Origin of the sequence: Rickettsia argasii T170-B, assembly GCF_000965185.1 — a bacterium.
Lineage (GTDB): Bacteria > Pseudomonadota > Alphaproteobacteria > Rickettsiales > Rickettsiaceae > Rickettsia > Rickettsia rickettsii.
This window is the reverse complement of sequence record NZ_LAOQ01000001.1, coordinates 286,770-309,001: the sequence shown is the minus strand read 5'-3', so window position 1 is coordinate 309,001 and position 22,232 is coordinate 286,770. Positions and strand designations below refer to the sequence as shown.

The following is a 22,232-nucleotide window of genomic DNA, read 5'->3' as shown; positions in this document are numbered from 1 at the left end:
AAAGTTATAGAGTTTTTTTATTTATAAATAGTAAACATAATAACTAAGTTTTATGAATAAAGACATCCCTACGGATTTATTACCTTCAGAATATGAGTTAGCAAGCTCTAGTAATGCTGCTTTGACCCTATTTTTAATGGAAGCAACCTTATTATTCTTGTTTGGTTATTGCTGCTACTGTTGTTTCAATAATGAGCAAAAAGATATGGGGTTTGAATTAATCGGTGATCACCACGAACATGATGAATAATATTTTTTAATTATTGCATGGTTCTTAATGTCATTCCTGCGAAAGGCTTGCCTACGTGGCTCGAAAATAGTTATTGCGAGGAAATTATGTAATAATTGACGAAGCAATCTAAGAAGTTTGTTATTATTTCATGAGATTGCCATGCAGTCTACGACTGCTCGTAATGACAGGGTGGTATCCACGCAGGCAATGCTCAACCTACAATTTACTTGGATCAAAGCTAAAATTAATCTCTTTCCAATGGTTAAAGCGTGCAGAGTCAAGGTTTTCGATAGGGCTTGCTTGCCATACCGCTCTAATTGCATTATCTGCCAAAGCTTCACAAACACTAGCCGGAATATTAGGACAGATTTTTTTGTTAACCTTTGCCTGCTCAACATTACCTGCTTTATCTAGCGTAATACTAATAATGACTTTTACCTTATTATTACCTCTAACTCCTGCCGGTACATTACTCCAATGTCTTTCAATCTGTCTTTTTATCAAAGATGTTTCACTATCAGAAAGAGGCAGCCCATCCGTATAAACCCCTTTAGCTTCTTTTGCATTATCAGCTTTTTTTGACCTTTGATGCTTATTGGATTTTACATTATCCCCTTCCGAAGATTGCTCTAAATGCTTCAGCAAAGAATCAAGCTCATCGGTTTTAGGCTCTTTTTTCTTCACCTCTTTAGATTTCTCAGCCGGTTTCGTTTCCTCTTTCTTTTCTTCGAGCTTCTTCTTTTCTTCTGCTTGTTTTTTTTCTTCTTCTTTAGGTTTTGCTTCCTTTACTTCTTCTTTCTTCGCAGGTAATGCTTCTTTTGCTTCTTCAGACTTTGGTTCTTCTATAGGTTTTTTCTCTTCTATTTTAGGCTTTTCTTCCATTGTTTTAGCCTCAGGCTCTTTTGATTTTTCTTCTTTAGGCAAATCTTGCGGCTCTTCTTTTGGCTTACTCTGCTCAGATTTTTTAGCGTCTTCGTTTTCTATAGGGGCTTCTTCTTGCTTTGTCTGAGTGATAATATTTGATTTATCGCTAACAGGTAACATTTCAAAAGTTATGGTTTGCTCTTCCGGTAATTTTTCAAAAAGTGACGGCATACCGAATAGAAAAAAATATAAAAGAAGTAAGTGCAGAACAACAGAGAAGCTAAGGAAAACCGTAAAATTATCCTTATTTTGATTACTTTTCATTATTTTTAATATTTGAAATAAGAGCTACACGAGAAAAGCCGGCAGCATGAATTTCGGCAACTATCTCTACTACCTGCCCATAAGAAACATTTCTATCGCCTCTTACAAAAATTCTAGCATCCTTTTTTTCTTTAGTGATATTTGCAAGCTTGTCGGTTAAATGCATTCTTTCTATTGGAATTTCAAGTAAGAAAATTTTGCCTTTATTATTGATAGTAACAACCAAAGGCTCATCCTGATCTGAAATCGGGCTTGAATTTGTCTCAGGCAAATCCACATTTACTCCTGACACAAGCATTGGAGAAGTAATCATGAAAATAATTAATAGCACAAGCATCACGTCAACAAGCGGCGTAACGTTAATTTCGCTCACTACCGCTCTTTTACTTTTTCTATTACTTCCGGCAAGCTTTATAGCCATTACATTTTCTCCTGATCAATTGCCTTAGAAAGTATAGAGTTTAACTCACTAATAAAATCTTCAATCTTATTATTGATAAGAGTAATACGGGAAATCAGATAATTATAAAAAATTACTGCCGGAATAGCGGCAAATAAGCCTATCGCAGTTGCAAGTAACGCCTCAGCAATTCCGGGAGCTACTACGGCAAGAGAAATATTTTTTGAAGTAGCAATCGATTGGAAGCTATGCATAATCCCCCAAACGGTACCGAATAAACCTACGAAAGGAGCACTTGATCCGACAGTTGCCAAGAAGCTTAAATTTTTCTCGAGCTTTTCGACTTCCCTATTTTGAGCTAAGTACATTGCACACGTTATACGCTCTTTATGGTTGTTTTTTAAGCCTTCAGAAAGCCCTTTAGTGCTTAAGCTTTTACACTCATCCATAGCTGAGACAAAAATTAAAGCTAGCGGATTATTAACCGACCTCTTTATGCTTTCATATAATTGCTCTAATACTCCACCGGACCAAAACACATTTTCAAATGCCCGCATGCTTTTCTGCACTTGCACTAGCTTAAATATTTTATCCAAAATAATAGCCCATGACCAAATAGAGGCAATAAGCAACATCAGCATAACTGACTTACCGATAATGTCGGAGGAGCTTATTAAAGAAAAAATCGATAAATGATCTTGCGTCACGACTTCTAAACCGTCGCTAATATTAGTATCTGCACTCATTGAATATATATTATTTAAATTATTCTAAAATTAAATAATATATTCATATTTTATTTTTGTCATTAGGTTATGTGAAAAATTTTAGTAATCAATTTAGTATGGCTTTTGAAAAACACTTCAGTGTCATACCGTGGCTTGACCACAGTATCCAGAAAACAACTAAAAATACTAATAATTTTAGTATTTTTAACTGGATTCTGTGAACAAATCACGAGGTGATACATATTTTTTAAACCATTAATTTAATATCTCTTGACTTATATCAATTTCTCATATAAAATACTGCTCTTAAATTTAACCTAAAGTTGTACATAAAATTAATTCAATATTTAAAAAAACTTGAATCTATAGCTTTTGGTCCACGGCTTAATAAATACAAACAATTATTTACCTCAGACGAATTAGAAACTGAGCTGTTTGATATAATCATTCAAACTCAAGAAAATAAAAAACATTTTAATAAAGAGTTATTTATATTATCTAATAACGTTATTGAAAGAGAAAAGAGAAGAGATAAAGCAATCAGAAGTTGCTGTTATTTTTTCTTCGGACTATAGAGCAAATTTATATTCTATATTTACTTGGTTAACTAACTTTCAGTTAGAACAATATGCTAGATTTATATTAAATCTTTCAAAGAATTATAAGGACTATGAAGATTATTTTTTACAAGAAAAACAACAAGACAGATATTCAAAAATCAAAGCTTTTAATAATGTTCAAGATCAGAAATTCTTGGCGAGAAAATATTTCAATTTATCAAAGCACGAACAATCAAGTAATTACCCATTGTTTCAAAAAAATACTTTAAAATTGCAAAAATATTTAGAATATCCTTATGAATATAATACTGCAATTGATAAATCTGAATTTTTAGGTTCTGTAGATAGCTATTAATTATTCTTGTGATAATATATAAAAATTATATATTAATAAAACAATCATTTATTAAGAAAATTAATATGCTGAAATCAGAAAATATACAAAAATCTGATAAAACTCCTAAAGTTATAAGTAAAGACACGTTTTTTAGACCTTATGGCCTTCCATCTTATTCTATTTACTATATGGATAACGACACAACTATATATCGTGAATCTGAATCACCTCATCATTATGATAAAGTTAAAATGATAGGTCATGATACCGGATAGTTTCATAAATATTTTACTAGATTTGGGTTTGAATAGACATTACTTAGAAAGAATTGTTTTGTGAGTTAATTGAGCCTCTCGATGTCATTCCTAGCTAGAAGCAGAAATCCAGTAATAAAAAGTTCATACACTATATGGATAAAAACTTTTCATCTATACCAACTGTTGGTGCCGCTATAGAAGTAATGCATTATATATTTGGACATTTAAATAGTGCAAAATCTACAGTAAGTAGAAAGAAAGCTACATAAATTAATGCCTAATTATCCATATGAAAGTTACACAAATCATGAATTGTTGAAAAATTATGAAATAATACAGAGACCAGGCTTTTTTGAATATCAATTAGATGGTGAACTCATAAAATGGATGCCGGATAAAATCATTTTTATACCACCTGATACGCTAACCAAAATTCAAATAATGAGTCTCGCCTTTCAATGTAGTATATTAAATAGACACAATGAGCTGCTAAAGAGATATTTAAATGTATAATTGCAGCAATAAATCTATATTTTAATTACTTTGCAAAAGAAGTTGAATAATATAGCAAATGTACAGAATATCTACTCCCCGTACTAAAGCTTATTGAACCGGAATCTAAGCTTAAAATTACCCAAGCACTAGTACCGTATATAAAATCCAGCTTAGATTTGTCAGGTCAATTCTCTGATTTATTAATGGAAAATAAAAATTTTGAAGGGATAAAAGCTTTACTTGAAGAATCTATTTTTTCGTTAAATACTAATACTGAGAATCATGTTTTAGCCCAGTGGTATTATAGAACAGGGTGTGTTTATGAAGAAACCGGGAGCTATGATATGTCCACTAAATGTTATGAACATGCTTTTGTGCTTCTACCTACACATCCAACAGCAGCCTATCATTTATGGTCTAATTATAGAATACAAGGCAAATGTGATAAAGCTAATGACTTAATACAATATGTGCCGATAGAATATATAAAATATATTCTAGAAATAACTAATCCATATGAAATTTCTTATAAGACGTTAGATGTAATAAAAAAAATCCCTTAGTGCCTTTCTATTCATCAATATATGATGGCTGTGAATACATGGCTTTTTACAACAGAATTTCCAATAAAAAAATTAACAAAAACCAGCAATCAATATTAACCGCAAAACTAAAAGCAATTAGTGATACCCCAAACAACATACTTCTAGCATTCTCACTTGCCCTATGTAGTAAGCAATTTAAAACGGCTTCTGATCTTTTAAATAAGATACCTGAGCATCAAATAAATTTGTATGAAAAGGCTATTATAAAACTTCGGAGTTACGTGGACCCAAATTATACGTTACCGAAAAATAATACTCTAACGTCCAATGAAAAAGCAGAGGTTCTTAACGCCGTTAATACCGGTTTAATAGCAGATAACGAGACTAAATTAACTTCTGAAAAATCTGAAAAGATTTCCCAAAATGTTGAAAATGCTCTGCAAAATGATTCTTGCAATGAAAACACTTTAGAAATTGGAGTAGTTACCGCCTTATTAAATAATAACTCAAAAAAGTACAAGAATATGCAAGTAAATGAAGTCAAAAAAACAAGAAGGGATTATTGCAAGCTATTCCCCCGATAATAAGCCAATAGAAAACTTAGAACAATTAACCCTTCAATATGATACAAAAAAAATCTATCAATATTATCAACTAAAAAAGAAACATGAATTTTATCTAGCCATTCAAAAGATTAGCAACTTCAATAATAATTCTTGGAATATTCCTAAAGAAGGTCAAATTAAAATTGATAATCAGGAAATAACAAAAGGTACAGATAAATTTCTTGGCAAATATAGAGGATTTGATTGTTACGGTACAATGTCTAAAAAAATCTATAACACCTTTTATAAAAGTAAAGTTACCTCTTTTGTTTCTGCTTTAAAAAAAGGAATAATATATCACAAACACGGAGTAAACGGAGTGAAACTTATTAAGGAAAATGCTTTTAAAGCTAAATGGGACTGTGATGACTGATTATTTACGAATATATTATATTTTAATGAACAAGGGTTATTATTAAATGTTGATGAGTATGGTAACCATGCTGAAATAAAAAAGTTTATTAGCGGTCATCATTTGGAGTTTTATAATGTGGAGTGATTAACTTTAAGATTCTGCTTTGTTGTATGACTAGATTTTTATCGTCATTGCGAGGAAATTGCATAGCAATTGACAAAGCAACCTCAGGATATTTGACGAGATTGCTATGCAGCCTATGGCTGCTCGCAATGACGATATCTATATTTAATGAGCAATGCCTAAAACTTAGGATAATTTTGTAGTAGAACTTAAATAATCGTTGCCGTATTTCTCAATATAATCATCATATTTACCTTTAAAATCAACAATCTTTTCCTATGGGAAAGAACAATAATTCCGATCGTGCGTTACTAATATTACCGTACCATCAAAATCAATGAGAGATTTTTTAAGAGCTTCTCTTGACTCTATATCAAGATGATTTGTCGGTTCATCAAGAACCAAAATATTACTTTTTTCTAGCATCATTTTAGCAAGTAATAATCTTGCCCCCTCACCGCCGCTTAAACTTAAAATATTTTTATTTACTTCATCACTACGAAATAATACTTGTCCGAGCGTATTGCTAATTGTATTTTCCATTTCTTTTTCAGATTGCCTTTTAAGCCAATCAATAATACTAATATTTTCATTAAGTAGCTCATGATGGTCTTAGCGAAATAAGCTATTTGCGATTCATATCCCCACTCATAGCTACCTTGATCTGCTGATATTTTATTCATTAAGATTTTTAATAAAGTAGATTTACCGATATCGTTTACACCGATAATAATAATTTTTTCTCCTCATGATACGTTAAAACTAACTTTATTTAATATTTGCTTATTCTCAAAATTTTTAGTTATTTGATCAATTTTTAATACTAATTTTCCTGAATTGCTTAGCTGCTTAAATCTAAATAACGGACTAATTCTTGAAGATTTCTGTATATCCGATTCTATTTTCTCTAACTGCTTTTCTCAGGAGGCACTTTGCCTTGCTCTCGTCCCTACTCTAAATTTATCAACCCAAGCCTGCATATTTTCTATTTTCTTTTCTAAGAAATTTCGCTTGCTTAGCTTCTGAGCAGCTATTATCTGCTTTTCTTGAACAAAATTATCATAATTGCCCGTATACAGTTTTATTTCTCCATAATCTATGTCCAAAATATCCGTTGCGACATTATTTAAAAAAACTAAATCATACAATATAAAAATTAATATTCCTTTAAAAGAGTTTTTTAAATAATTCTCAAGCCAATATATTGCAATAATATCAAGATGGTTTGTCGGTTCGTCGAGTAGTAAAATATTGGGATTATTAAATAGACTTTGTACGAGTAATACACGAAGCTTATAACCTTCTGACAACGCAGACAGCGGCTCATAATAGTATTTTTCGGCTATTCCAAGACCTACAAGCAAGCTATCTGCAAAAATTTCAGCAGTATAACCGTCATTATCGTATATTACCTGTTCAAGTTCACCAAACTTATACCCATCTTCATCGCTACATTCCTGCCGATTTAATATCTCTTCTTTTTCCTGTAAAGCTTTCTATAACTCCTCCTTCCCTGCTATTACCGTATCTATAATTGTGGTATTTTCATAAAGAAACTGATCTTGTTTTAAACAACCTATTTTAGAGTTTTTTGGTATGTTAATCTCACCGAAAGCTGGCTCTTTTTCCTTAGTTAAGACTTTGAAAAAAGTTGTTTGACCTGCTCCGTTGGCACCTACTAAACCATATCGTTTATTGTTTTTAATATGCAAATTTACATCGGTAAATAGTATTCTTGTACCATAAATCATGGCTAAATCGTTTATAATAATCATATTTTTAGATGTCGTGGTTAAATGGTGTTATTGTATAGACACCTAATCACCATTGTGAACAACTGTAGGTCTTGTTGCATGGCTCGTTTTATGTCATTCCTGCGAAGGCGTTGTTGCATAGATACCGCCCCATCATTGCGAGCAGTCGTAGACTGCGTGGCAGTTCAAAACAATAATAAAAAAATTCTGTAAATCAGAATTTTTTACTGGATTGCTTCGTCAAAACTTACAGTTTTTCCTTGCAATGACGACCTTCAGTATCCACACAACAAGATCTATGCAGGCATAACATAAGAGCCATGCGGGCAATGCCGAGCTTGTGGCAAGATTCATAAATGCTTATTACTTAAAGTTAGTTTTGATGGATACCATGGAAGGTTCACGGTATAACAATAAAAAATCTTATTTCTTCAATAGCTCAAGAGCTTTTGCAAAATCTACTATATATTCTTCTTCTTTTTGTAAGTCTTTAATTTTTAAGTTATTATTCGCCTGCTCTTCGTCACCTATAAAAATAATAAATTTAGCATTTTCATTAAAAATGCGTTGCATTCTTTTAGCTATTTTACCTAGGGATTCTATGATAATAGCAATATTTTCTGTTCGCAATTTATCTACAATTTCTAAAGCATAGCAAATATTATTTTTGCCTATAGGTAATACAAATACCGGCTTAACTTCAGATATATTATATTCCCGCATTAAAGCAATTCGCTCAATACCGGCAGCAAAACCGATAGCCGGCACATCATCGTTATTACCCATGATTTTAGCAAGTTCGTCATAACGTCCACCGGCTAGAATAGTAGATTGGCTCCCTAGCTTTTTTGTAGTGAATTCAAAAGCAGTATGGCAATAATAATCAAGCCCTCTAACCAAGCGTGGGTTTATACTATATTTCACGCCTAAAATATCTAGATACTTTATTAACTCCTCAAAATATTCTTTGGATTCATCAGTGTAATATTCAGATAAAACCGGTGCGTTTGCTATTATTTTCTGATCGGTCTCACTTTTAGAATCAAGTATCCGCATTGGATTTTTGGATAACCTTATTTTGCTTTCTTCTGATAATTGATCTTTAAAATCATTTAGATATTCTACTAATTTTTGCTGATAAACGCTTCTTGATTCATTACATCCAAGAGAGTTAAGCTCTAAGGTAGCATCCTGCTCTATTTCGAGTACTTTTAATATATCAACGGCTAACTTCAAAGTATCAGCATCAGTAATTGCTCCTTTAGCACCGATATACTCATAATTTAGTTGGTGAAATTGTCTTTGACGCCCTGCTTGCGGTCTATCATAACGAAAAACAGGACCGGTAGAGAAAAACTTTAATGGTAATTTATGTTGTAATCCGTTTGAGATGAGGCTTCTTATAATACATGCTGTAAATTCAGGTCGTAATGCTACGGAATCATTGCTTTTATCTAAAAAACTATAGATTTCTTTGCTGATTACGTCAGAGCTTTCACCCATCGAACGGTTAAAGACTTTAGTATACTCCAAAATAGGAGTACTCATTTGTTTATAGCCGTACAATACTCCAACATCTCTTGCTTTGTTAATTATATAGTCGTGAACTTTATAATCATCCGGCAAGAGATCTTTCATTCCTCGGAGTGGTTGCAGTTTTTCAGTCATTTGGTTAATTTTGTTTTGTTGCGTGGATACTACTAACTCGTCATTGAGAGGAGAGGCAAAGCCTTGACGTGGCAATCTCAGGAATTTTGTACTACTTCATGAGATTGCCATGCTCTCTACGTTCGCTCGCAATGACGGATAGCCCCCTCTTAATTCTGCTCTTTTTGCATAAAAAACGATCTTATAATATATAAAACAAATATTATAATAAACCAATATATTAATGCACGACCTGCGGTTAATAGATTAAATTCACCGTCATATATTTGAATAAATAGTAAATATGCACAAGCAATTAAAATAAACGGTACGATAATAAATACTAAAGGACATCTAAAAGGTCTTTGAGCATCAGGTAGCGTTACCCTAAATAATACCACTATTATTGTAACGGTTATATAATCAATAAGAGCTCCCATTGAAGTTAATTGCGTTAATAATTCCGTAGAACAAAATCCTCCAAGGATAGCGGCTAAAGAAGCAAATATTATAATCGTAATATACGGACTATCATATTTTGGGTGCAGCTTTGCAAAACTTTTCGGTAGTAAACCGTCACGTGCAATAGCATAAAAAATACGAGAAGTACCGTAAATATTCATCATCAACACCGTCATCATACCGCAAACTGCTCCGGTTGCAACAATAGCAGAGCCGATCTTGCTATTATTGATAGTTAAAGCATAAGCAAGCGGTTGATCGTTATTTAACTGATCAAAAGGTGCAATACCGGTAACAAGCCCTGCCATCGTTACATAAACTATAGTAGTTAGAACAAGTGAGCCAATAATACCGATCATTATATCGCGTTTTGGGTTTTTACACTCCTCAGCTGCGGTTGCAATCGTTCCAAAACCCGTAAAAGCTAAGAATAAAATAGACGCACCTACTAAAACATTACTAAAACCGAAAGGCATAAAATTACTCCAGTTAGTAGCATCAAAATGAGGGGCAGCAGCGATTATAAATACAAATATTGCAGCCATTTTTATGAAAACTAAAATTGCATTTAGTCTCTTACTATCTTTAGTACCTAAATATAAAATAAATCCAATAAATCCCGAGATTAAAAATGCCGGTAAATTTATTATACCACCGTTTGTCGGTACAGTAGTTAATTCTTTCGGTAAATTGATTCCACCTGCTGCTAGTATTCCTTGTACGTAGCCCGACCAGCCTGCAGCTACTATTCCTGCAGCAACACCAAGTTCTAATATTATAACACTACCGATCATCCAAGCAAATACTTCACCAAATGCTACATAGGAATAAGTGTAAATACTTCCTGATGTCGGAAGCATTGCAGCAAGTTCAGTATAAACAAGCGCTACAAAGATACAGGTAATACCTGCAATCGCATAAGATAACATTACTGCAGGTCCTGAATACTTAGCAGCAATTATACCGGTAACGACGAATACGCCTGTGCCGATCATCGCACCAAGACCCAGTAATATTAAATCGCATGCTCCAAGCGTCTTGCTAAGACCGCTTGAGCTGCCTATCTCTTTTACTGATTCAAAACTTTTCTTCCTTAAACAACTCATTAGTTTCTCCTGTTTTAGTAAGCTTATTTTTTTGTAAATTGTGTCTCATTGCGAGCGACTAAAAGGAGCGTGGCAATCTCAGGAAGTCTAACTAGATTGCCATGTCGCTTCGCTCCTCGCAATGACGCAATTACCTTATCTCTCTAGTAATCCATCCGCCGCCAAGTACTCTTTCACCGGCATAAATAACGCATGCTTGCCCAGGGGCAACGGCTTTTTCTTCGCATAAAAATTTTACTTTCATTTTATCATCACCGAGTTTACTTATTTCGGCTAGACACGGCGGTCTTGTCGAGCGGATTTTAACTGCTACTTCTAACTTTGCGTTATCTTTAATCTCATCTGCAAGCCAATTCACATCTCTAATGATAAATTCCTGCACGTTTAATGCGGACTCCGGTCCTATATATACTATATTGTCCTTAGGATCAATCTTTACTACATATAAAGGCTCATTATAAGCTATACCAAGACCACGACGTTGCCCTATGGTGTAGTTAATTATACCGCTATGCTCTCCTAGCTCAAACCCGTTTACGTGAATAATTTTACCGCTTGCACTGCTATTTGGACGTATTTTATTTATTACGCTCTTATAATTTCCGTCAGGTACGAAACAAATATCTTGGCTGTCGGGCTTATAAGCCACCTCAAGCCCAAATTTACTAGCAAGCTTTCGTGTTTCATCCTTAGTAAGCCCTCCTAGAGGGAAACGTAAATATTCTAATTGTTCTTTAGTTGTCGTAAATAAAAAATAACTTTGATCTTTTGCTGGATCAAGCCCTGTATGTAATTCCACTCCGTTATCACCGTTTATTTTTCGTACGTAATGACCGGTAGCAAGCTTATCTGCTCCAAGCTCTCTAGCCGTTTTAATTAGATCCCTGAACTTTACCGATTTATTGCATTGCACACATGGAAGCGGTGTTTCACCTTGTAAATAGCTATCGACGAAATTATCTATTACTGACTCTTTAAATTTGCTCTCATAATCAAGTACGTAATGGGGAATACCTAGCTTATTTGCTACCATTTTAGCATCGTAAATATCCTGACCGGCACAACAGGCATTTTTCTTCCCTACTGCCATACCGTGATCATATAGCTGCAAGGTAATACCTATAACATTATGTCCTTGTTCATGCAGCATTGCGGCAACCGCCGAACTATCAACCCCGCCTGACATTGCGACAACTATAGTAGACTGCTTATCCCCTAAATTAATCATACCAACCTTAAACAAGCAATGAATTATACTAAATTTATAATTAAATTACAACACTATCTTTTAATATATTAAAATGCTATATTGGCGTTGTCTAATAATTATCGAGTTCGTCATTGCGAGCAGCCATAGGCTGCGTAGCAATCTCATGAAATAATAACAAACTCCTGAGATTGCTTCGTCAAAATTTTCAATTTTTCCTCGCAATGACGATTTACTAATCCACCTGGGAATGACAAGATGCTTCAAATAATGCAAAAATTATATGTTATTTAAAATATTATACAAAACAGTTATTACATTAGCTCTAATTTATTTCATACTGATTATTTTAGAATATGCACGTCAAGGTTTTATTAATGACTTATCGTTACAAAAAGTAGATTTATCTATTCAGAATTCCATAAAAGAACCAATTTATTTAGTTTCTTATGCCGACGGTCCGGGGTATATTTATCGTAATCAAAATGCAACCACTCATTATGCAATTAATAAAGGTATAGACTTCATATTTAACTATAAGAAAAAGCACATAAATCAAGCGTTTATAGAAAAAAACCAAGAAATTTTTAATGAACCTGCAGGAGCGGGGTTATGGCTATGGAAGCCTTATATTATACTTGAAACAATGAAAAATGCACCAGAAGGAGCTATTATAGTATATTTAGATTCAGCATTTGTTATTAAAAAGCATATCAGTAATTTAACAAATCTTTTAGGCGATAATGATATATTACTGGTACATGATCGCAATCGTAAAAACGGTAGTTTTGTTAAAGGCGAAACTTTTGCTTTAATGGATTGCCTTACAGATGAATGCAGAAATGATGATCACATTTGGAGTGCCGTTATTATTGTGCGTAATACCAAGCTTTCTCGTTCTTTCATTGAAAAATGGCTAAAAAGTTGTGAAGATATTAGAATTCTTTCAGGTAAAGATTATAATATCCATCCTAATTACGATGAATATAAATGGCATCATTCCGATCAATCGGTACTGAGCCTTATATATCATAAAAATCCACAATCGGTTAAAGTAATAGAATATGGAGAAACAACACCTTCTTTATCTTGGTTCCACCGTAAATATTCAAATAGCTCACCGTTAAAACCTTGGTATAGCATATACGGTATAGATCCTATAATTAATTTTAATACTAACGGCAAAGTTTTACCTGCTACCGCTCTTATAAATACTCCGCCGATTGTTAGACTTCGTAAATGGGTTATCGAGTATACTCAATGAGCCGGTGTTGTTGCATAATTCCAAAGCCGTCATTGCGAGCGAACGTAGAAAGCGTGGCAATCTCATGAAATAATAACAAACTCCTGAGATTGCTTCGTCAATTACTTACGTAATTTCCTCGCAATGACGACATCTCTCGTACTTTAAAAAAACTATAAGATAAAGTAAGTACTTTAATGTCTTGCATTTCAGGGTCAAGCTCAAAATCCTTATCTATATAAAATGTAACCGGCATTAAGACTTTTTCGCCGGCTTTTAATAATTGTTCTTCAAAACAAAAACAATGAATTTTTACGAAATATTTTCCTGCTTTATTTGGGGTAACATTATATACGGAAGTACCTATTATATCGTTATCGCTTAGATTCTCCGTTTCATAGAACACTATAGTATTCTGCCCCGGAACAATTTGCACTCTTTGCTGCCTTGGAATAAAACGCCAAGGTAAATCTTTATCAACATTAGCATCAAACTCGATAATTATAGGTTTAGTGCCTTTTACCTTAGAATATACACTCACCGTTTCTTTTGCAGTAGTACCGCCATATCCTGTAACTTTACAAAATAAATTATAGATAGGTACGGAAGCAAAACTGAGTAACACCATACTAATTATTAATCCCAGCAAGGAAAAAGCTAAATTTTTATTGGATTTTTTAGACATTATTTGATTTTATTTAAAAATACTCTAGAAAAAGTTTATTTTAGATCATATATGTGTTAGTATAAAGTTAGTATTAAAAAAATAGTTTTTAAGGTTAGTATGACTAATAATATTAATGCATTAGCAATTTCTAGCGAATCAGGATTTTATAGCTACTTACAGAAAATCAATAAAATTCCTTCACTTACGCAAGAAGAAGAATTGTTATTAGCAAAATCCTATTTAGAAGGGAATGATTTACAAGCTGCACATAAATTAGTAACAAGCCATCTTAAACTTGTTGCAAAAATTGCAAGCGGCTATAGGACTTACGGTCTTCCTATTACCGAATTGGTTTCAGAAGGTAATATAGGTTTAATGCAGGCAGTAAAAAAATTCAATCCCGAACTTGGTTTTCGCCTATCAACATATGCGATGTGGTGGATTAAAGCAGCCATACAAGAATATATATTAAAATCTTGGTCATTAGTAAAGATGGGAACAACGGCCGCACAAAAAAAATTATTTTTTAGTCTTAATAAAGTTAAGCATAAAATTACTAATTTATACTCAAGGGCTATTACTACCGATGATTTTGTACAAATAGCAGATGAGCTAGGTGTGTCGGTTAATGAAGTTTCTGAAATGAACACTAGAATTTCAGGTCCTGATTTATCGTTAAATAACTCTATAAATAGTGACGATGCAGAATCCGGAGAATTAATAGAACTATTACCGGAAACACGCCCTACTCCTGAAGCTATGGCTATTAATAAGCAAAATTCTACCAGTAAAAGGCAGCTACTATCAAATGCTATGAAGATTTTAAACGACAGGGAACTTCGTATTTTAACAGAGCGTAAATTAATGGATACTCCTAAAACTCTAGATATTCTAAGCAATGAGTATAATATTTCTAAGGAACGTATTAGACAAATAGAAAATACGGCTTTTGAAAAAATAAAGAAGTTTATTTTAAACCATAGTAGAAAAGTAGCTTAAGCCTTATTGGACTGTCATCCCGTGGCTTGACCACAGGATCCAAAAACAACAATAGTATTTTTACTGGATACCGCGATCAAGTCACGGTATGACAACGGAAAAACGATCCACCCAACAATGCTTTCGTAGAAATGACATTAGTTCAGTACACCTGACCATTCTGGATCAGAAGCATCTTCCGGTGTCATAATTTCTCTTTCATTATGACCTGTTAGATCAATTGCAAAAATTTTGTTTTTTCCCGGAACTTTAGCTCTCGACGGCCAACCTTTAGCAAACATAATAACTCGTCCGTTAGGCGACCAACAAGGACTTTCGACTAAATATCCGCTTGTTATTATCCTTTCACTATTCTCATCATCTTGAGGACATGCTTTCATAATTCCGATATTAAAAGTTTTGCCTCCGTCTCCTCTAGTAATCTTAGTAAATGCTATATAGTCTCCTCTAGGCGACCAGCTAGGAGCTGCGTAAGAACCACCGCCAAAACTAATACGCTGAACGTCACTTCCGTCTGAATTCATGATATATAATTGAGGCACACCGTTTCTATCGGAATTATATACAATTTTTTTACCGTCCGGTGAATAGCTAGGAGAGGTATTAATACCGAATCCATCAGTTAATTTATGAAGCCGTTTAGTAGCAAGGTCGATTTCATAAATATGCGTCGAGCCGTTTTTAGCTATCGACATTACAGCTTTTCTACCGTCTGGTGAGAATCTAGGAGCAAAAGATATACCGGGAAAATCACCTACTACACTTTCTTTGCCTGTTTTTAAATCTTTTTCATAAACGAGTACTCTTCTTTTAGTAGCATATGAAACATAAAAAATCTTATCTGCCGAACGAGCAAATCTTGGGGTTAAGACTAGTGACTTTCCATTGGTAAGGTATTTATTATTAGCCCCGTCATAATCCATCAAAGCAATTCTTTTTATTTTCGGTAAAGAGCTGCTTTCTGATACATACACTATTTTAGTGTCAAAATAACCAGCATCACCGGTAATTTTTTCATAAATTTTATCGGCAATTTTATGTGCTGCTCTTCTCCATAGATTTTTCGGTACTTCAAGAATTTCACCGGCGAGCTGTTTTTCAAGCAACGTATCCCATAATATAAAGCTAATTTTAAATTTACCGCTTTCTAGTTTTTTAACTTCACCGTTTACTAAAAGACTAGCATTAATTTGACGCCATGCAGCAAAAAGCGGTTTATATTCTATTCCTGTCTTCTCTTCTATAAAAGAGGCAGCAGAAATAGGACGGAATAACCCCGAAAGCTTTAAATCATTAGAGATAACTTTAACCATATCGTAACCTAATACATCAGCGGCAGAACTATCGGCATCAAATTTATTGACCGCTATAGGTGTCGGGTCAGCCCGCCCATGCTCAATGTTTATTGTTTCAAGTGCATAGCTGGTAACGCTAAATAATAGTGATAGTATAAAATATATAATATTTCGCACTTAAAATACTCCTTTTTATCAAATTCCGTTATGGTTGTTGTATGTCATTCCTGCTTTCGCAGGAATGACATACATTACCCAAAAATCTTCATCAGTTCTTCCCATTCTCTCTTAGTCATATTACTAGTTTCATGGGTAACTTTTTCACCGTTTATCATTCTTTTAATTACATCCAAACCTTTACGTGAAATATTTGCTCCCTGCAAACGATATTCTTCAAAAGCTTCGTAAACAAAAGGAACCCAAGCTTTGACTATCTCAAGCATCTTTTCAGCATAAACTCTAATTTCATATTGAGCGTGAGGGTCGGCTCGCAATCTTAAAAAATGAAGTAAATTATGTAAATTAATCTTCCAATACCATTCCGTATAATAATTTAAAGTTAAATTCATACGAGCAAGCTCTCTTGCTATCCCTGTGGCGTTCTCATCTATAATATTACCTTCTTCATCGGCATTCATCAGTTCCTTATAATGCCCGTAGCACTGTCTAGCATCTTCCTCTAAAATTGCAAGGACCTTTTCAGCCACTTCTTTCGGTAAGCTATCCCCTTCCCTACATTGTTTATTTACAGCAGATTGGGAAGCAATATTTGCCGGTTCAGGTAGATAAAATTCATTACCTAAAATAGAATACCTTGCCGAATATTCGTTAACGCTAGCTGTTCTATGCCTAATCCATTGCCTTGCAATAAATATCGGTAGTTTAATATGGAACTTGATATCACACATCTCAAAAGGAGTGGTATGATAATGACGAAGCAAGTAGTTTATCAGCCCTTTATCTTGGTTTAATTGCTTCGTACCCTTACCGTAAGAAACACGAGCTGCTTGTACTATAGCACTATCATCCCCCATATAGTCGATAACTCTAATAAAGCCGTAATCTAACACTTTTATAGGCTCATATAAGATTTCTTCAAGTGCCGGGACTGTTACTCTTTTTGTGGTGTTATGCATTCTATTTGTCCTTTATGTTTTTTTTAAATTAACCTTTCCGATGTCATTCCTGCGAAAACAGGAATCCAGCGTAAAGCGAGATAAATCGAGCTTTTAAAAAGCTTTAAAGTATTGGATTGGATTCCCGCTTTCGCGGGAATGACATAAAGTTATGGCAAATAACTATATAAATCCTTACCGTTTCTTTTTAGCCATAATTTTGCCGGTTGGTATTCGGGATATATATCCTCAACTAGCTCCCAAAAATTTTTACTATGGTTCATTTCTTTTAAATGTGCCATTTCATGAGCTACTAAATATTTCAGTACTTCAAAGGGGGCAAAAACTACCCGCCAATTAAAAACAAGATTCCCTTTGCTACAACAACTCCCCCAACGGCTAACATTTGCCATTATTCTAATATTGGAATAAGTCAAATTATGTTTTTTAGATATATTCTCTACTATTATTTTTATTTCTGCTAATAATTTCTTTTTAAGGAATACTTCTATACTAAGTTTTTTTAGTACCTGACTACAACAATACACTTCTAACGTAGAATCATTTAATTTTATCTGATTTTTAGACGAATCAATATGTATTATTTCATAAGATTTACCCAAAATAGAAATCTTATCTTCATCTTTTGGTATCGCAGTTACATTACGACGTAATTTTTGCCTAACCCAATATTCTTGACTTAACAAAAAATTATGACCCTTTTCGGCTTTTACCTTAAGAGGTAATACAAGCTCTGCACCTTTAGACGTAATGCGGATGGCTATATTTTTAGCTTTGCTACTCCTTCTTACTATAACATTTTGAGGTTCACCATATTTGGTAAGAGTAATAACATCTTCCATTTAAAATTCTATATACTTATTAGGATCAACTGCTATTTTATTTTTACGCATAGCAAAATATAATTTATGTTCTACATGTCCGATAACACTATTTCTAGCAATTTTATCACCTTTTTTCAGTAATAAATCATCTAAACTCGCATATGCTACTTCTAGATCGTCTTTATCTAATTTAACTATTACTAAATTACCGAATTGCTTATTATAACCTGAATATATTACCGTTCCTGCAGCTATCGATTTAACTTCACTATATTCTTTAGCTGCAATATCTATCCCTTTACTTTTACCAGCTTTAAACTCGGTAATAATTACCCCATTTAACGGTTTTACAAAGTTTAATTGTTCTATCGCTTCTTCATCTTCGTCTTCATTCCGAGACATAGGAATCTCAATATCATCATTATCATCTTCTATAATTTTTGCCTTTGGCTCTTCGAGTCTACCGCTAACTTTTTCTGACGCGGGATTATCTTCCATAGTTCTTTGAACTATCATACCCTCATCGTGATCTAGTGCGGTAGAATTATTATTTGCAGTAACATCTCCCACTTTATACTCAATTGGAGCCGGTGGCTGATCAACACAAGCAACTAAACAAAAACATATAACGATACTAAGTACAACAGGATATTTCATATATTTAACAAAACTATTATTTACATTAGAAAACAAATCTTACATAGTATATAATTTTTATCATTATTTTCCATCAAAAAATTAACTATGAAAACTTATAATATTGTCATCGCTAGTGATCATTCAGGTTATGAGCTTAAGTCTGAAATTATCAATTATTTAGAGCAGAAATCTCTAAAGATTTATGACTGCGGAACAAATAATACACAAACCGTTGATTATCCTGATTATGCTAAGAAAGTAGTAGATATGATTATTGAAAAATCAGCACCTATCGGTATTTTAATTAGTGATACGGGGATTGGTATGTCTATAGCTGCGAATCGTAGCTCGAAAATAAGAGCCGCTTTGTGCAACAATATATTAACTACCGAAAATGCTAAAGCTCATAATGACGCTAATATCTTGATACTCGGAGCAAAAACCATAGACCCAAAAATAGTATTTGATATTATAGATAAGTTTTTAACTACCCAATTTGAAGGCGGCAGACATAGCACCCGCCTATCAAAGATAAAATAGTTGTACAAACTGTTAAACATTGTTATTATTCATCATTGCGAGAAGAGGCAAAGCCTCGACGTGGCAATCTCAGGCATTTTGCACTATTTCATAAGATTTCTACGCTCCTTGCAGTCGCTCGCAATGACGATTCGGTATCCATGCAATAAAGCCAAACTATAATATAAATTATGCTGCTTAATATGAATCTTCAAGAGTTGAAACAAAAATATAATTACGATGTTGCAACGAAAATGATGCAGCAATATCTAGACATTAAATTTGCTCATTTAGATTGTTTACTACTATTTAGAATGGGTGATTTTTATGAAATGTTCTATGAAGATGCAATTCTAGCAAGCAATGTACTTGGCATTGCTTTAACAAAGCGCGGCAAAAACGGCGAAGAAGAAATTGCGATGTGCGGGGTACCTTATCATGCCCTTGAGAATTATTTAACTAAGTTAATTGAAGAAAATTATAAGGTTGCTATTTGTGATCAACTAGAAACACCTGAAGAAGCAAAGAATAGAGGCGGTTATAAAGCGGTAGTTACTAGGAATGTTACACGTATTATAACTCCGGGAACTATAATTGAAGAAAATTTAATTGCTTCAGCCGAACCTAATTATTTAGCAAGTCTCGTAATACCAAAAAATAAAGAAACAGCTAGCCTTTGTTATGTTGATCTTTCTACTTCCGAAATTGTTGTAGTTAATGTACCGGAAACGGAAATTCTTAATGAGCTGGCTCGTTTAAAACCTCGTGAAATTCTGCTTAGCGAAAATCTGAGATCTTCTAATCTTGCGGATAGTATTTTCAAACAATTAAATTTTCGTATTACCTATCAAGTTGACAGTTTTTTTGCGATTAATAAATGCGAAAAAATCATTTTAGATTTTTATAAAATGAAAGATATTAAAGGAATTGGCGAGATATCTAGTAGTCAAATTTGTGCCATAGGTAGCGTTTTAGAATATTTATCGTTAACGCAAAAACAAAATATTCCTCATTTGCCAATCCCTAGAATTATCAATTTTCATAGCTATATGACTATTGATTTCTCTACTAGACGCAACCTTGAAATTGTAACAAACTCACAAGGCGGCTCGCAAGGAAGTTTATTAAGCACCCTTAATCATACGGTTACTAAACAAGGCGGACGTTTACTATATAATTTTCTTTCAAGTCCTTTAACCAACATTGCTAAAATAAATCATCGTTTAAATATTACCGAGTTCTTTTATTCCAACTTAGAAATAGTCAAAAAAATTAGAGAACTTCTAAAAAAAACTAGTGATATAGAACGCTGCTTAACACGTATTACGATGAACAGAAGTTCAGGTCGTGATTTACTGAGCATTAAATATACTTTAGAAACGGCAACGATTATTAAAGGAGTATTCTTTGACGCTTACGGTTTTAATTTACCTGATTTTATCGAAAAAATTATTAAACCTCTATCAGGCGATGCAGAATTATATAATTTAATAGACGAAACAATACGAGAAGATGCACCAAATAATTTAAATGACGGAGGTATAATAAAACATGAATATCATCCGAAAGTAGCCCAATTACATGATTTAATTAATAACGGAAAATTATATATTGAAAAACTAAAAGATCAATATCGCAAAGAAACGGGAATAGATAGTTTAAAAATATCTCATAATAATGTTATAGGGCTTTTTATCGATATCACCGCTAAAAATGTTAATAAAATCCTTGATCCCAAATTTATTCACCGTCAAACAACGGTTAATCATGTTCGTTACACTACTGCTGAACTACAAAAGCTTGAAAGTGAGTTAGTCAACGCTAAAACCTTAGTAATAAGCTTAGAAAAAGAATTATATTCGGATATTTGTAGCCAAGTAATCGAAAAAGCTTCCTATTTACGAATGCTTGCAAACTCCTTAAGCGGGCTTGACGTATTTTGTAATTTTGCTTACATCGCTGATGAATATTATTATGTTAAGCCTGAGTTTACCGATGATTTAAGCTTTGATATCATTAAAGGACGGCATCCTGTAGTAGAGAAAGCACTACAGCAAGAAAGCAAAAGCTTTGTATATAATGATTGTCATTTATCAGAGCTTGAGCGTATTTGGTTAATTACCGGTCCTAATATGGCAGGTAAAAGTACTTTTTTACGTCAAAACGCCATTATTGCAATCATTGCTCAAATAGGTTCGTTTGTACCGGCAAAAAGTGCTAAAATAGGGGTAGTCGACAAAATATTTAGCCGCATAGGTGCTGCCGATGACTTAATTAAGGGACAATCGACCTTTATGGCAGAGATGCTTGAAACCTCAGCAATTCTTGCTCAATCTACAAAAAACTCACTAATCATACTTGATGAGGTAGGTAGAGGCACATCCACTTATGACGGGGTATCTATAGCATGGTCGGTGCTTGAATATATTCATGATAAGCTGAAATGTCGCTGTTTATTTGCAACGCACTATCATGAGCTAACCGTTATGAGTAATTTTCTGCCGGCTTTGCAAAATTATACTATTGCTATTGAGGAGTCAGGTAAAGATATTCTATTTTTACATAATATTATATCAGGTGCTGCCGATAGGTCCTACGGTCTTCATGTTGCGGCTCTTGCCGGTCTTCCTGCGAGTGTTATAAACAGAGCTGAGCAGATTCTGCTTAAATTTGAAAAAACTTCTACAGGTAAAGGAAAAAATATTTTATCAACGGAATCAAATAATTTGAGTTTGTTTTATCTTGAACCTAATAAAACTACTATAAGCAGCAAATTAGATAAAAAATTCAGCACTATCGATCCTGATAAACTATCCCCTAAAGAAGCACTTGAGTTAATTTATGAGTTAAAGAAGTTGGTTTGATGCGAGTTTGGCAGTGCCTGCGTGAATCATTTTTTTCATCATTGC

25 protein-coding genes are annotated in these 22,232 nt (G+C 33.5%); 10 read left to right on the top strand and 15 right to left on the bottom strand.

The features are described 5' to 3' along the window. The first annotated feature begins 52 nt into the window (after nucleotides 1–52). Nucleotides 53–250, top strand: coding sequence for a hypothetical protein (locus RAT170B_RS01650; protein ID WP_045805430.1), 198 nt, complete (start codon nucleotides 53–55; stop codon nucleotides 248–250). A 198-nt stretch (nucleotides 251–448) separates the two neighbouring features. Here the strand turns inward: RAT170B_RS01650 and RAT170B_RS01645 are convergent, their stop codons facing one another. The 3 genes from RAT170B_RS01645 to tolQ are packed head-to-tail and all read right to left on the bottom strand — an operon-like array spanning nucleotide 449 to nucleotide 2,566. Next, nucleotides 449–1,420, bottom strand: a complete 972-nt coding sequence (locus tag RAT170B_RS01645) for an energy transducer TonB (protein ID WP_045805429.1) — start codon at nucleotides 1,418–1,420, stop codon at nucleotides 449–451. After that, nucleotides 1,410–1,841 (bottom strand): protein TolR, encoded by a 432-nt coding sequence (gene tolR / locus RAT170B_RS01640; protein WP_014120674.1) that lies wholly within the window; start codon nucleotides 1,839–1,841, stop codon nucleotides 1,410–1,412. The genes RAT170B_RS01645 and tolR overlap by 11 nt, the downstream gene beginning before the upstream one ends. Beyond that, the gene (gene tolQ / locus RAT170B_RS01635) at nucleotides 1,841–2,566 is read right to left on the bottom strand and encodes a protein TolQ (RefSeq protein WP_045805428.1); all 726 of its coding nucleotides are present in this window, start codon (nucleotides 2,564–2,566) and stop codon (nucleotides 1,841–1,843) included. The genes tolR and tolQ overlap by 1 nt, the downstream gene beginning before the upstream one ends. A 492-nt stretch (nucleotides 2,567–3,058) precedes the next feature. Here tolQ and RAT170B_RS10250 point away from each other — a divergent pair, with 492 nt between their 5' ends. The 5 genes from RAT170B_RS10250 (at nucleotide 3,059) to RAT170B_RS01605 (ending at nucleotide 5,720) form a co-directional block, all read left to right on the top strand. Then, nucleotides 3,059–3,463, top strand: coding sequence for a hypothetical protein (locus RAT170B_RS10250; RefSeq protein ID WP_014120672.1), 405 nt, complete (start codon nucleotides 3,059–3,061; stop codon nucleotides 3,461–3,463). Between the two features lie 65 nt (nucleotides 3,464–3,528). Next, nucleotides 3,529–3,720, top strand: coding sequence for a hypothetical protein (locus RAT170B_RS01625; protein WP_014120671.1), 192 nt, complete (start codon nucleotides 3,529–3,531; stop codon nucleotides 3,718–3,720). 680 nt (nucleotides 3,721–4,400) lie between these two features. Next, nucleotides 4,401–4,760: a tetratricopeptide repeat protein gene (locus RAT170B_RS11060; protein WP_261368627.1), complete on the top strand. Its 360-nt coding sequence runs from the start codon at nucleotides 4,401–4,403 to the stop codon at nucleotides 4,758–4,760. Nucleotides 4,761–4,798: 38 nt separating this feature from the next. Beyond that, complete coding sequence (locus RAT170B_RS01610) at nucleotides 4,799–5,326, top strand: hypothetical protein (protein WP_045805427.1); 528 nt, start codon at nucleotides 4,799–4,801, stop codon at nucleotides 5,324–5,326. After that, entirely contained in the window at nucleotides 5,277–5,720 is a 444-nt protein-coding gene (locus RAT170B_RS01605; RefSeq protein ID WP_014014118.1) for a hypothetical protein, read from the top strand. Before RAT170B_RS01610 ends, RAT170B_RS01605 begins: the two co-directional genes overlap by 50 nt. A 381-nt stretch (nucleotides 5,721–6,101) precedes the next feature. On the opposite strand, the gene RAT170B_RS07780 is transcribed toward RAT170B_RS01605, so the two are convergent. The 7 genes from RAT170B_RS07780 to mnmA form a co-directional block, all read right to left on the bottom strand. Continuing rightward, nucleotides 6,102–6,368 (bottom strand): ATP-binding cassette domain-containing protein, encoded by a 267-nt coding sequence (locus RAT170B_RS07780; protein WP_052691950.1) that lies wholly within the window; start codon nucleotides 6,366–6,368, stop codon nucleotides 6,102–6,104. Then, entirely contained in the window at nucleotides 6,311–6,538 is a 228-nt protein-coding gene (locus RAT170B_RS12015; RefSeq protein WP_315849881.1) for a hypothetical protein, read from the bottom strand. Before RAT170B_RS12015 ends, RAT170B_RS07780 begins: the two co-directional genes overlap by 58 nt. A gap of 207 nt (nucleotides 6,539–6,745) precedes the next feature. Beyond that, nucleotides 6,746–7,189: an ATP-binding cassette domain-containing protein gene (locus tag RAT170B_RS08150; protein ID WP_222595553.1), complete on the bottom strand. Its 444-nt coding sequence runs from the start codon at nucleotides 7,187–7,189 to the stop codon at nucleotides 6,746–6,748. Nucleotides 7,190–7,321: 132 nt separating this feature from the next. Next, a complete protein-coding gene (locus tag RAT170B_RS01590; protein ID WP_045805426.1) occupies nucleotides 7,322–7,600 on the bottom strand; it encodes an ATP-binding cassette domain-containing protein in 279 nt (92 codons plus the stop codon). Between the two features lie 402 nt (nucleotides 7,601–8,002). Next, a complete protein-coding gene (gene hisS, locus RAT170B_RS01585; protein WP_045805516.1) occupies nucleotides 8,003–9,247 on the bottom strand; it encodes a histidine--tRNA ligase in 1,245 nt (414 codons plus the stop codon). 149 nt (nucleotides 9,248–9,396) lie between these two features. Then, complete coding sequence (locus RAT170B_RS01580) at nucleotides 9,397–10,794, bottom strand: amino acid permease (RefSeq protein WP_014120668.1); 1,398 nt, start codon at nucleotides 10,792–10,794, stop codon at nucleotides 9,397–9,399. Between the two features lie 130 nt (nucleotides 10,795–10,924). Beyond that, on the bottom strand, nucleotides 10,925–12,022 hold the full coding sequence (gene mnmA / locus RAT170B_RS01575; RefSeq protein ID WP_045805425.1) for a tRNA 2-thiouridine(34) synthase MnmA: 1,098 nt from the start codon (nucleotides 12,020–12,022) through the stop codon (nucleotides 10,925–10,927). Between the two features lie 262 nt (nucleotides 12,023–12,284). On the opposite strand from mnmA, the gene RAT170B_RS01570 reads away from it, so the two are divergent. Then, nucleotides 12,285–13,265 carry a hypothetical protein gene (locus RAT170B_RS01570; RefSeq protein ID WP_045805424.1) on the top strand — a complete coding sequence of 327 codons (981 nt, stop codon included), beginning with the start codon at nucleotides 12,285–12,287 and terminating at the stop codon, nucleotides 13,263–13,265. A gap of 97 nt (nucleotides 13,266–13,362) precedes the next feature. Here the strand turns inward: RAT170B_RS01570 and RAT170B_RS01565 are convergent, their stop codons facing one another. Further along, on the bottom strand, nucleotides 13,363–13,929 hold the full coding sequence (locus tag RAT170B_RS01565; RefSeq protein ID WP_014014111.1) for a cytochrome c oxidase assembly protein: 567 nt from the start codon (nucleotides 13,927–13,929) through the stop codon (nucleotides 13,363–13,365). Nucleotides 13,930–14,028: 99 nt separating this feature from the next. On the opposite strand from RAT170B_RS01565, the gene rpoH reads away from it, so the two are divergent. Continuing rightward, nucleotides 14,029–14,910: an RNA polymerase sigma factor RpoH gene (rpoH, locus tag RAT170B_RS01560; protein WP_045805423.1), complete on the top strand. Its 882-nt coding sequence runs from the start codon at nucleotides 14,029–14,031 to the stop codon at nucleotides 14,908–14,910. A 137-nt stretch (nucleotides 14,911–15,047) separates the two neighbouring features. Here the strand turns inward: rpoH and tolB are convergent, their stop codons facing one another. From tolB to RAT170B_RS01540, 4 genes are all read right to left on the bottom strand, one after another. After that, nucleotides 15,048–16,382, bottom strand: a complete 1,335-nt coding sequence (gene tolB / locus RAT170B_RS01555; RefSeq protein WP_045805422.1) for a Tol-Pal system beta propeller repeat protein TolB — start codon at nucleotides 16,380–16,382, stop codon at nucleotides 15,048–15,050. 74 nt (nucleotides 16,383–16,456) lie between these two features. Continuing rightward, a complete protein-coding gene (thyX, locus tag RAT170B_RS01550; protein WP_045805421.1) occupies nucleotides 16,457–17,341 on the bottom strand; it encodes an FAD-dependent thymidylate synthase in 885 nt (294 codons plus the stop codon). Nucleotides 17,342–17,490: 149 nt separating this feature from the next. Beyond that, nucleotides 17,491–18,183 carry a M48 family metallopeptidase gene (locus RAT170B_RS01545; RefSeq protein ID WP_045805420.1) on the bottom strand — a complete coding sequence of 231 codons (693 nt, stop codon included), beginning with the start codon at nucleotides 18,181–18,183 and terminating at the stop codon, nucleotides 17,491–17,493. Beyond that, on the bottom strand, nucleotides 18,184–18,858 hold the full coding sequence (locus tag RAT170B_RS01540; RefSeq protein WP_014120662.1) for a murein hydrolase activator EnvC family protein: 675 nt from the start codon (nucleotides 18,856–18,858) through the stop codon (nucleotides 18,184–18,186). A 51-nt stretch (nucleotides 18,859–18,909) separates the two neighbouring features. Here RAT170B_RS01540 and rpiB point away from each other — a divergent pair, with 51 nt between their 5' ends. Together rpiB and mutS are read left to right on the top strand one after the other, a co-directional pair. Next, entirely contained in the window at nucleotides 18,910–19,344 is a 435-nt protein-coding gene (gene rpiB / locus RAT170B_RS01535; protein ID WP_045805419.1) for a ribose 5-phosphate isomerase B, read from the top strand. 182 nt (nucleotides 19,345–19,526) lie between these two features. Then, nucleotides 19,527–22,187 carry a DNA mismatch repair protein MutS gene (gene mutS / locus RAT170B_RS01530; RefSeq protein WP_045805514.1) on the top strand — a complete coding sequence of 887 codons (2,661 nt, stop codon included), beginning with the start codon at nucleotides 19,527–19,529 and terminating at the stop codon, nucleotides 22,185–22,187. Nucleotides 22,188–22,232: the final 45 nt, after the last annotated feature.

Bases quoted from the DNA above. Each gene is read 5' to 3' on its own strand.
- mutS (WP_045805514.1), top strand. From the start codon at position 19,527: ATGAATCTTCAAGAGTTGAAACAAAAATATAATTACGATGTTGCAACG.
- mnmA (WP_045805425.1), bottom strand. From the start codon at position 12,022: ATGATTAATTTAGGGGATAAGCAGTCTACTATAGTTGTCGCAATGTCA.
- rpiB (WP_045805419.1), top strand. From the start codon at position 18,910: ATGAAAACTTATAATATTGTCATCGCTAGTGATCATTCAGGTTATGAG.
- thyX (WP_045805421.1), bottom strand. From the start codon at position 17,341: ATGCATAACACCACAAAAAGAGTAACAGTCCCGGCACTTGAAGAAATC.
- RAT170B_RS01645 (WP_045805429.1), bottom strand. From the start codon at position 1,420: ATGAAAAGTAATCAAAATAAGGATAATTTTACGGTTTTCCTTAGCTTC.
- tolR (WP_014120674.1), bottom strand. From the start codon at position 1,841: ATGGCTATAAAGCTTGCCGGAAGTAATAGAAAAAGTAAAAGAGCGGTA.
- RAT170B_RS01580 (WP_014120668.1), bottom strand. From the start codon at position 10,794: ATGAGTTGTTTAAGGAAGAAAAGTTTTGAATCAGTAAAAGAGATAGGC.
- RAT170B_RS01625 (WP_014120671.1), top strand. From the start codon at position 3,529: ATGCTGAAATCAGAAAATATACAAAAATCTGATAAAACTCCTAAAGTT.
- RAT170B_RS01570 (WP_045805424.1), top strand. From the start codon at position 12,285: ATGTTATTTAAAATATTATACAAAACAGTTATTACATTAGCTCTAATT.
- RAT170B_RS01605 (WP_014014118.1), top strand. From the start codon at position 5,277: ATGAAGTCAAAAAAACAAGAAGGGATTATTGCAAGCTATTCCCCCGAT.
- RAT170B_RS01545 (WP_045805420.1), bottom strand. From the start codon at position 18,183: ATGGAAGATGTTATTACTCTTACCAAATATGGTGAACCTCAAAATGTT.
- RAT170B_RS01565 (WP_014014111.1), bottom strand. From the start codon at position 13,929: ATGTCTAAAAAATCCAATAAAAATTTAGCTTTTTCCTTGCTGGGATTA.
- RAT170B_RS07780 (WP_052691950.1), bottom strand. From the start codon at position 6,368: ATGGAAAATACAATTAGCAATACGCTCGGACAAGTATTATTTCGTAGT.
- RAT170B_RS01650 (WP_045805430.1), top strand. From the start codon at position 53: ATGAATAAAGACATCCCTACGGATTTATTACCTTCAGAATATGAGTTA.
- RAT170B_RS11060 (WP_261368627.1), top strand. From the start codon at position 4,401: ATGGAAAATAAAAATTTTGAAGGGATAAAAGCTTTACTTGAAGAATCT.
- hisS (WP_045805516.1), bottom strand. From the start codon at position 9,247: ATGACTGAAAAACTGCAACCACTCCGAGGAATGAAAGATCTCTTGCCG.
- RAT170B_RS01590 (WP_045805426.1), bottom strand. From the start codon at position 7,600: ATGATTATTATAAACGATTTAGCCATGATTTATGGTACAAGAATACTA.
- RAT170B_RS01610 (WP_045805427.1), top strand. From the start codon at position 4,799: ATGGCTTTTTACAACAGAATTTCCAATAAAAAAATTAACAAAAACCAG.
- rpoH (WP_045805423.1), top strand. From the start codon at position 14,029: ATGACTAATAATATTAATGCATTAGCAATTTCTAGCGAATCAGGATTT.
- tolQ (WP_045805428.1), bottom strand. From the start codon at position 2,566: ATGAGTGCAGATACTAATATTAGCGACGGTTTAGAAGTCGTGACGCAA.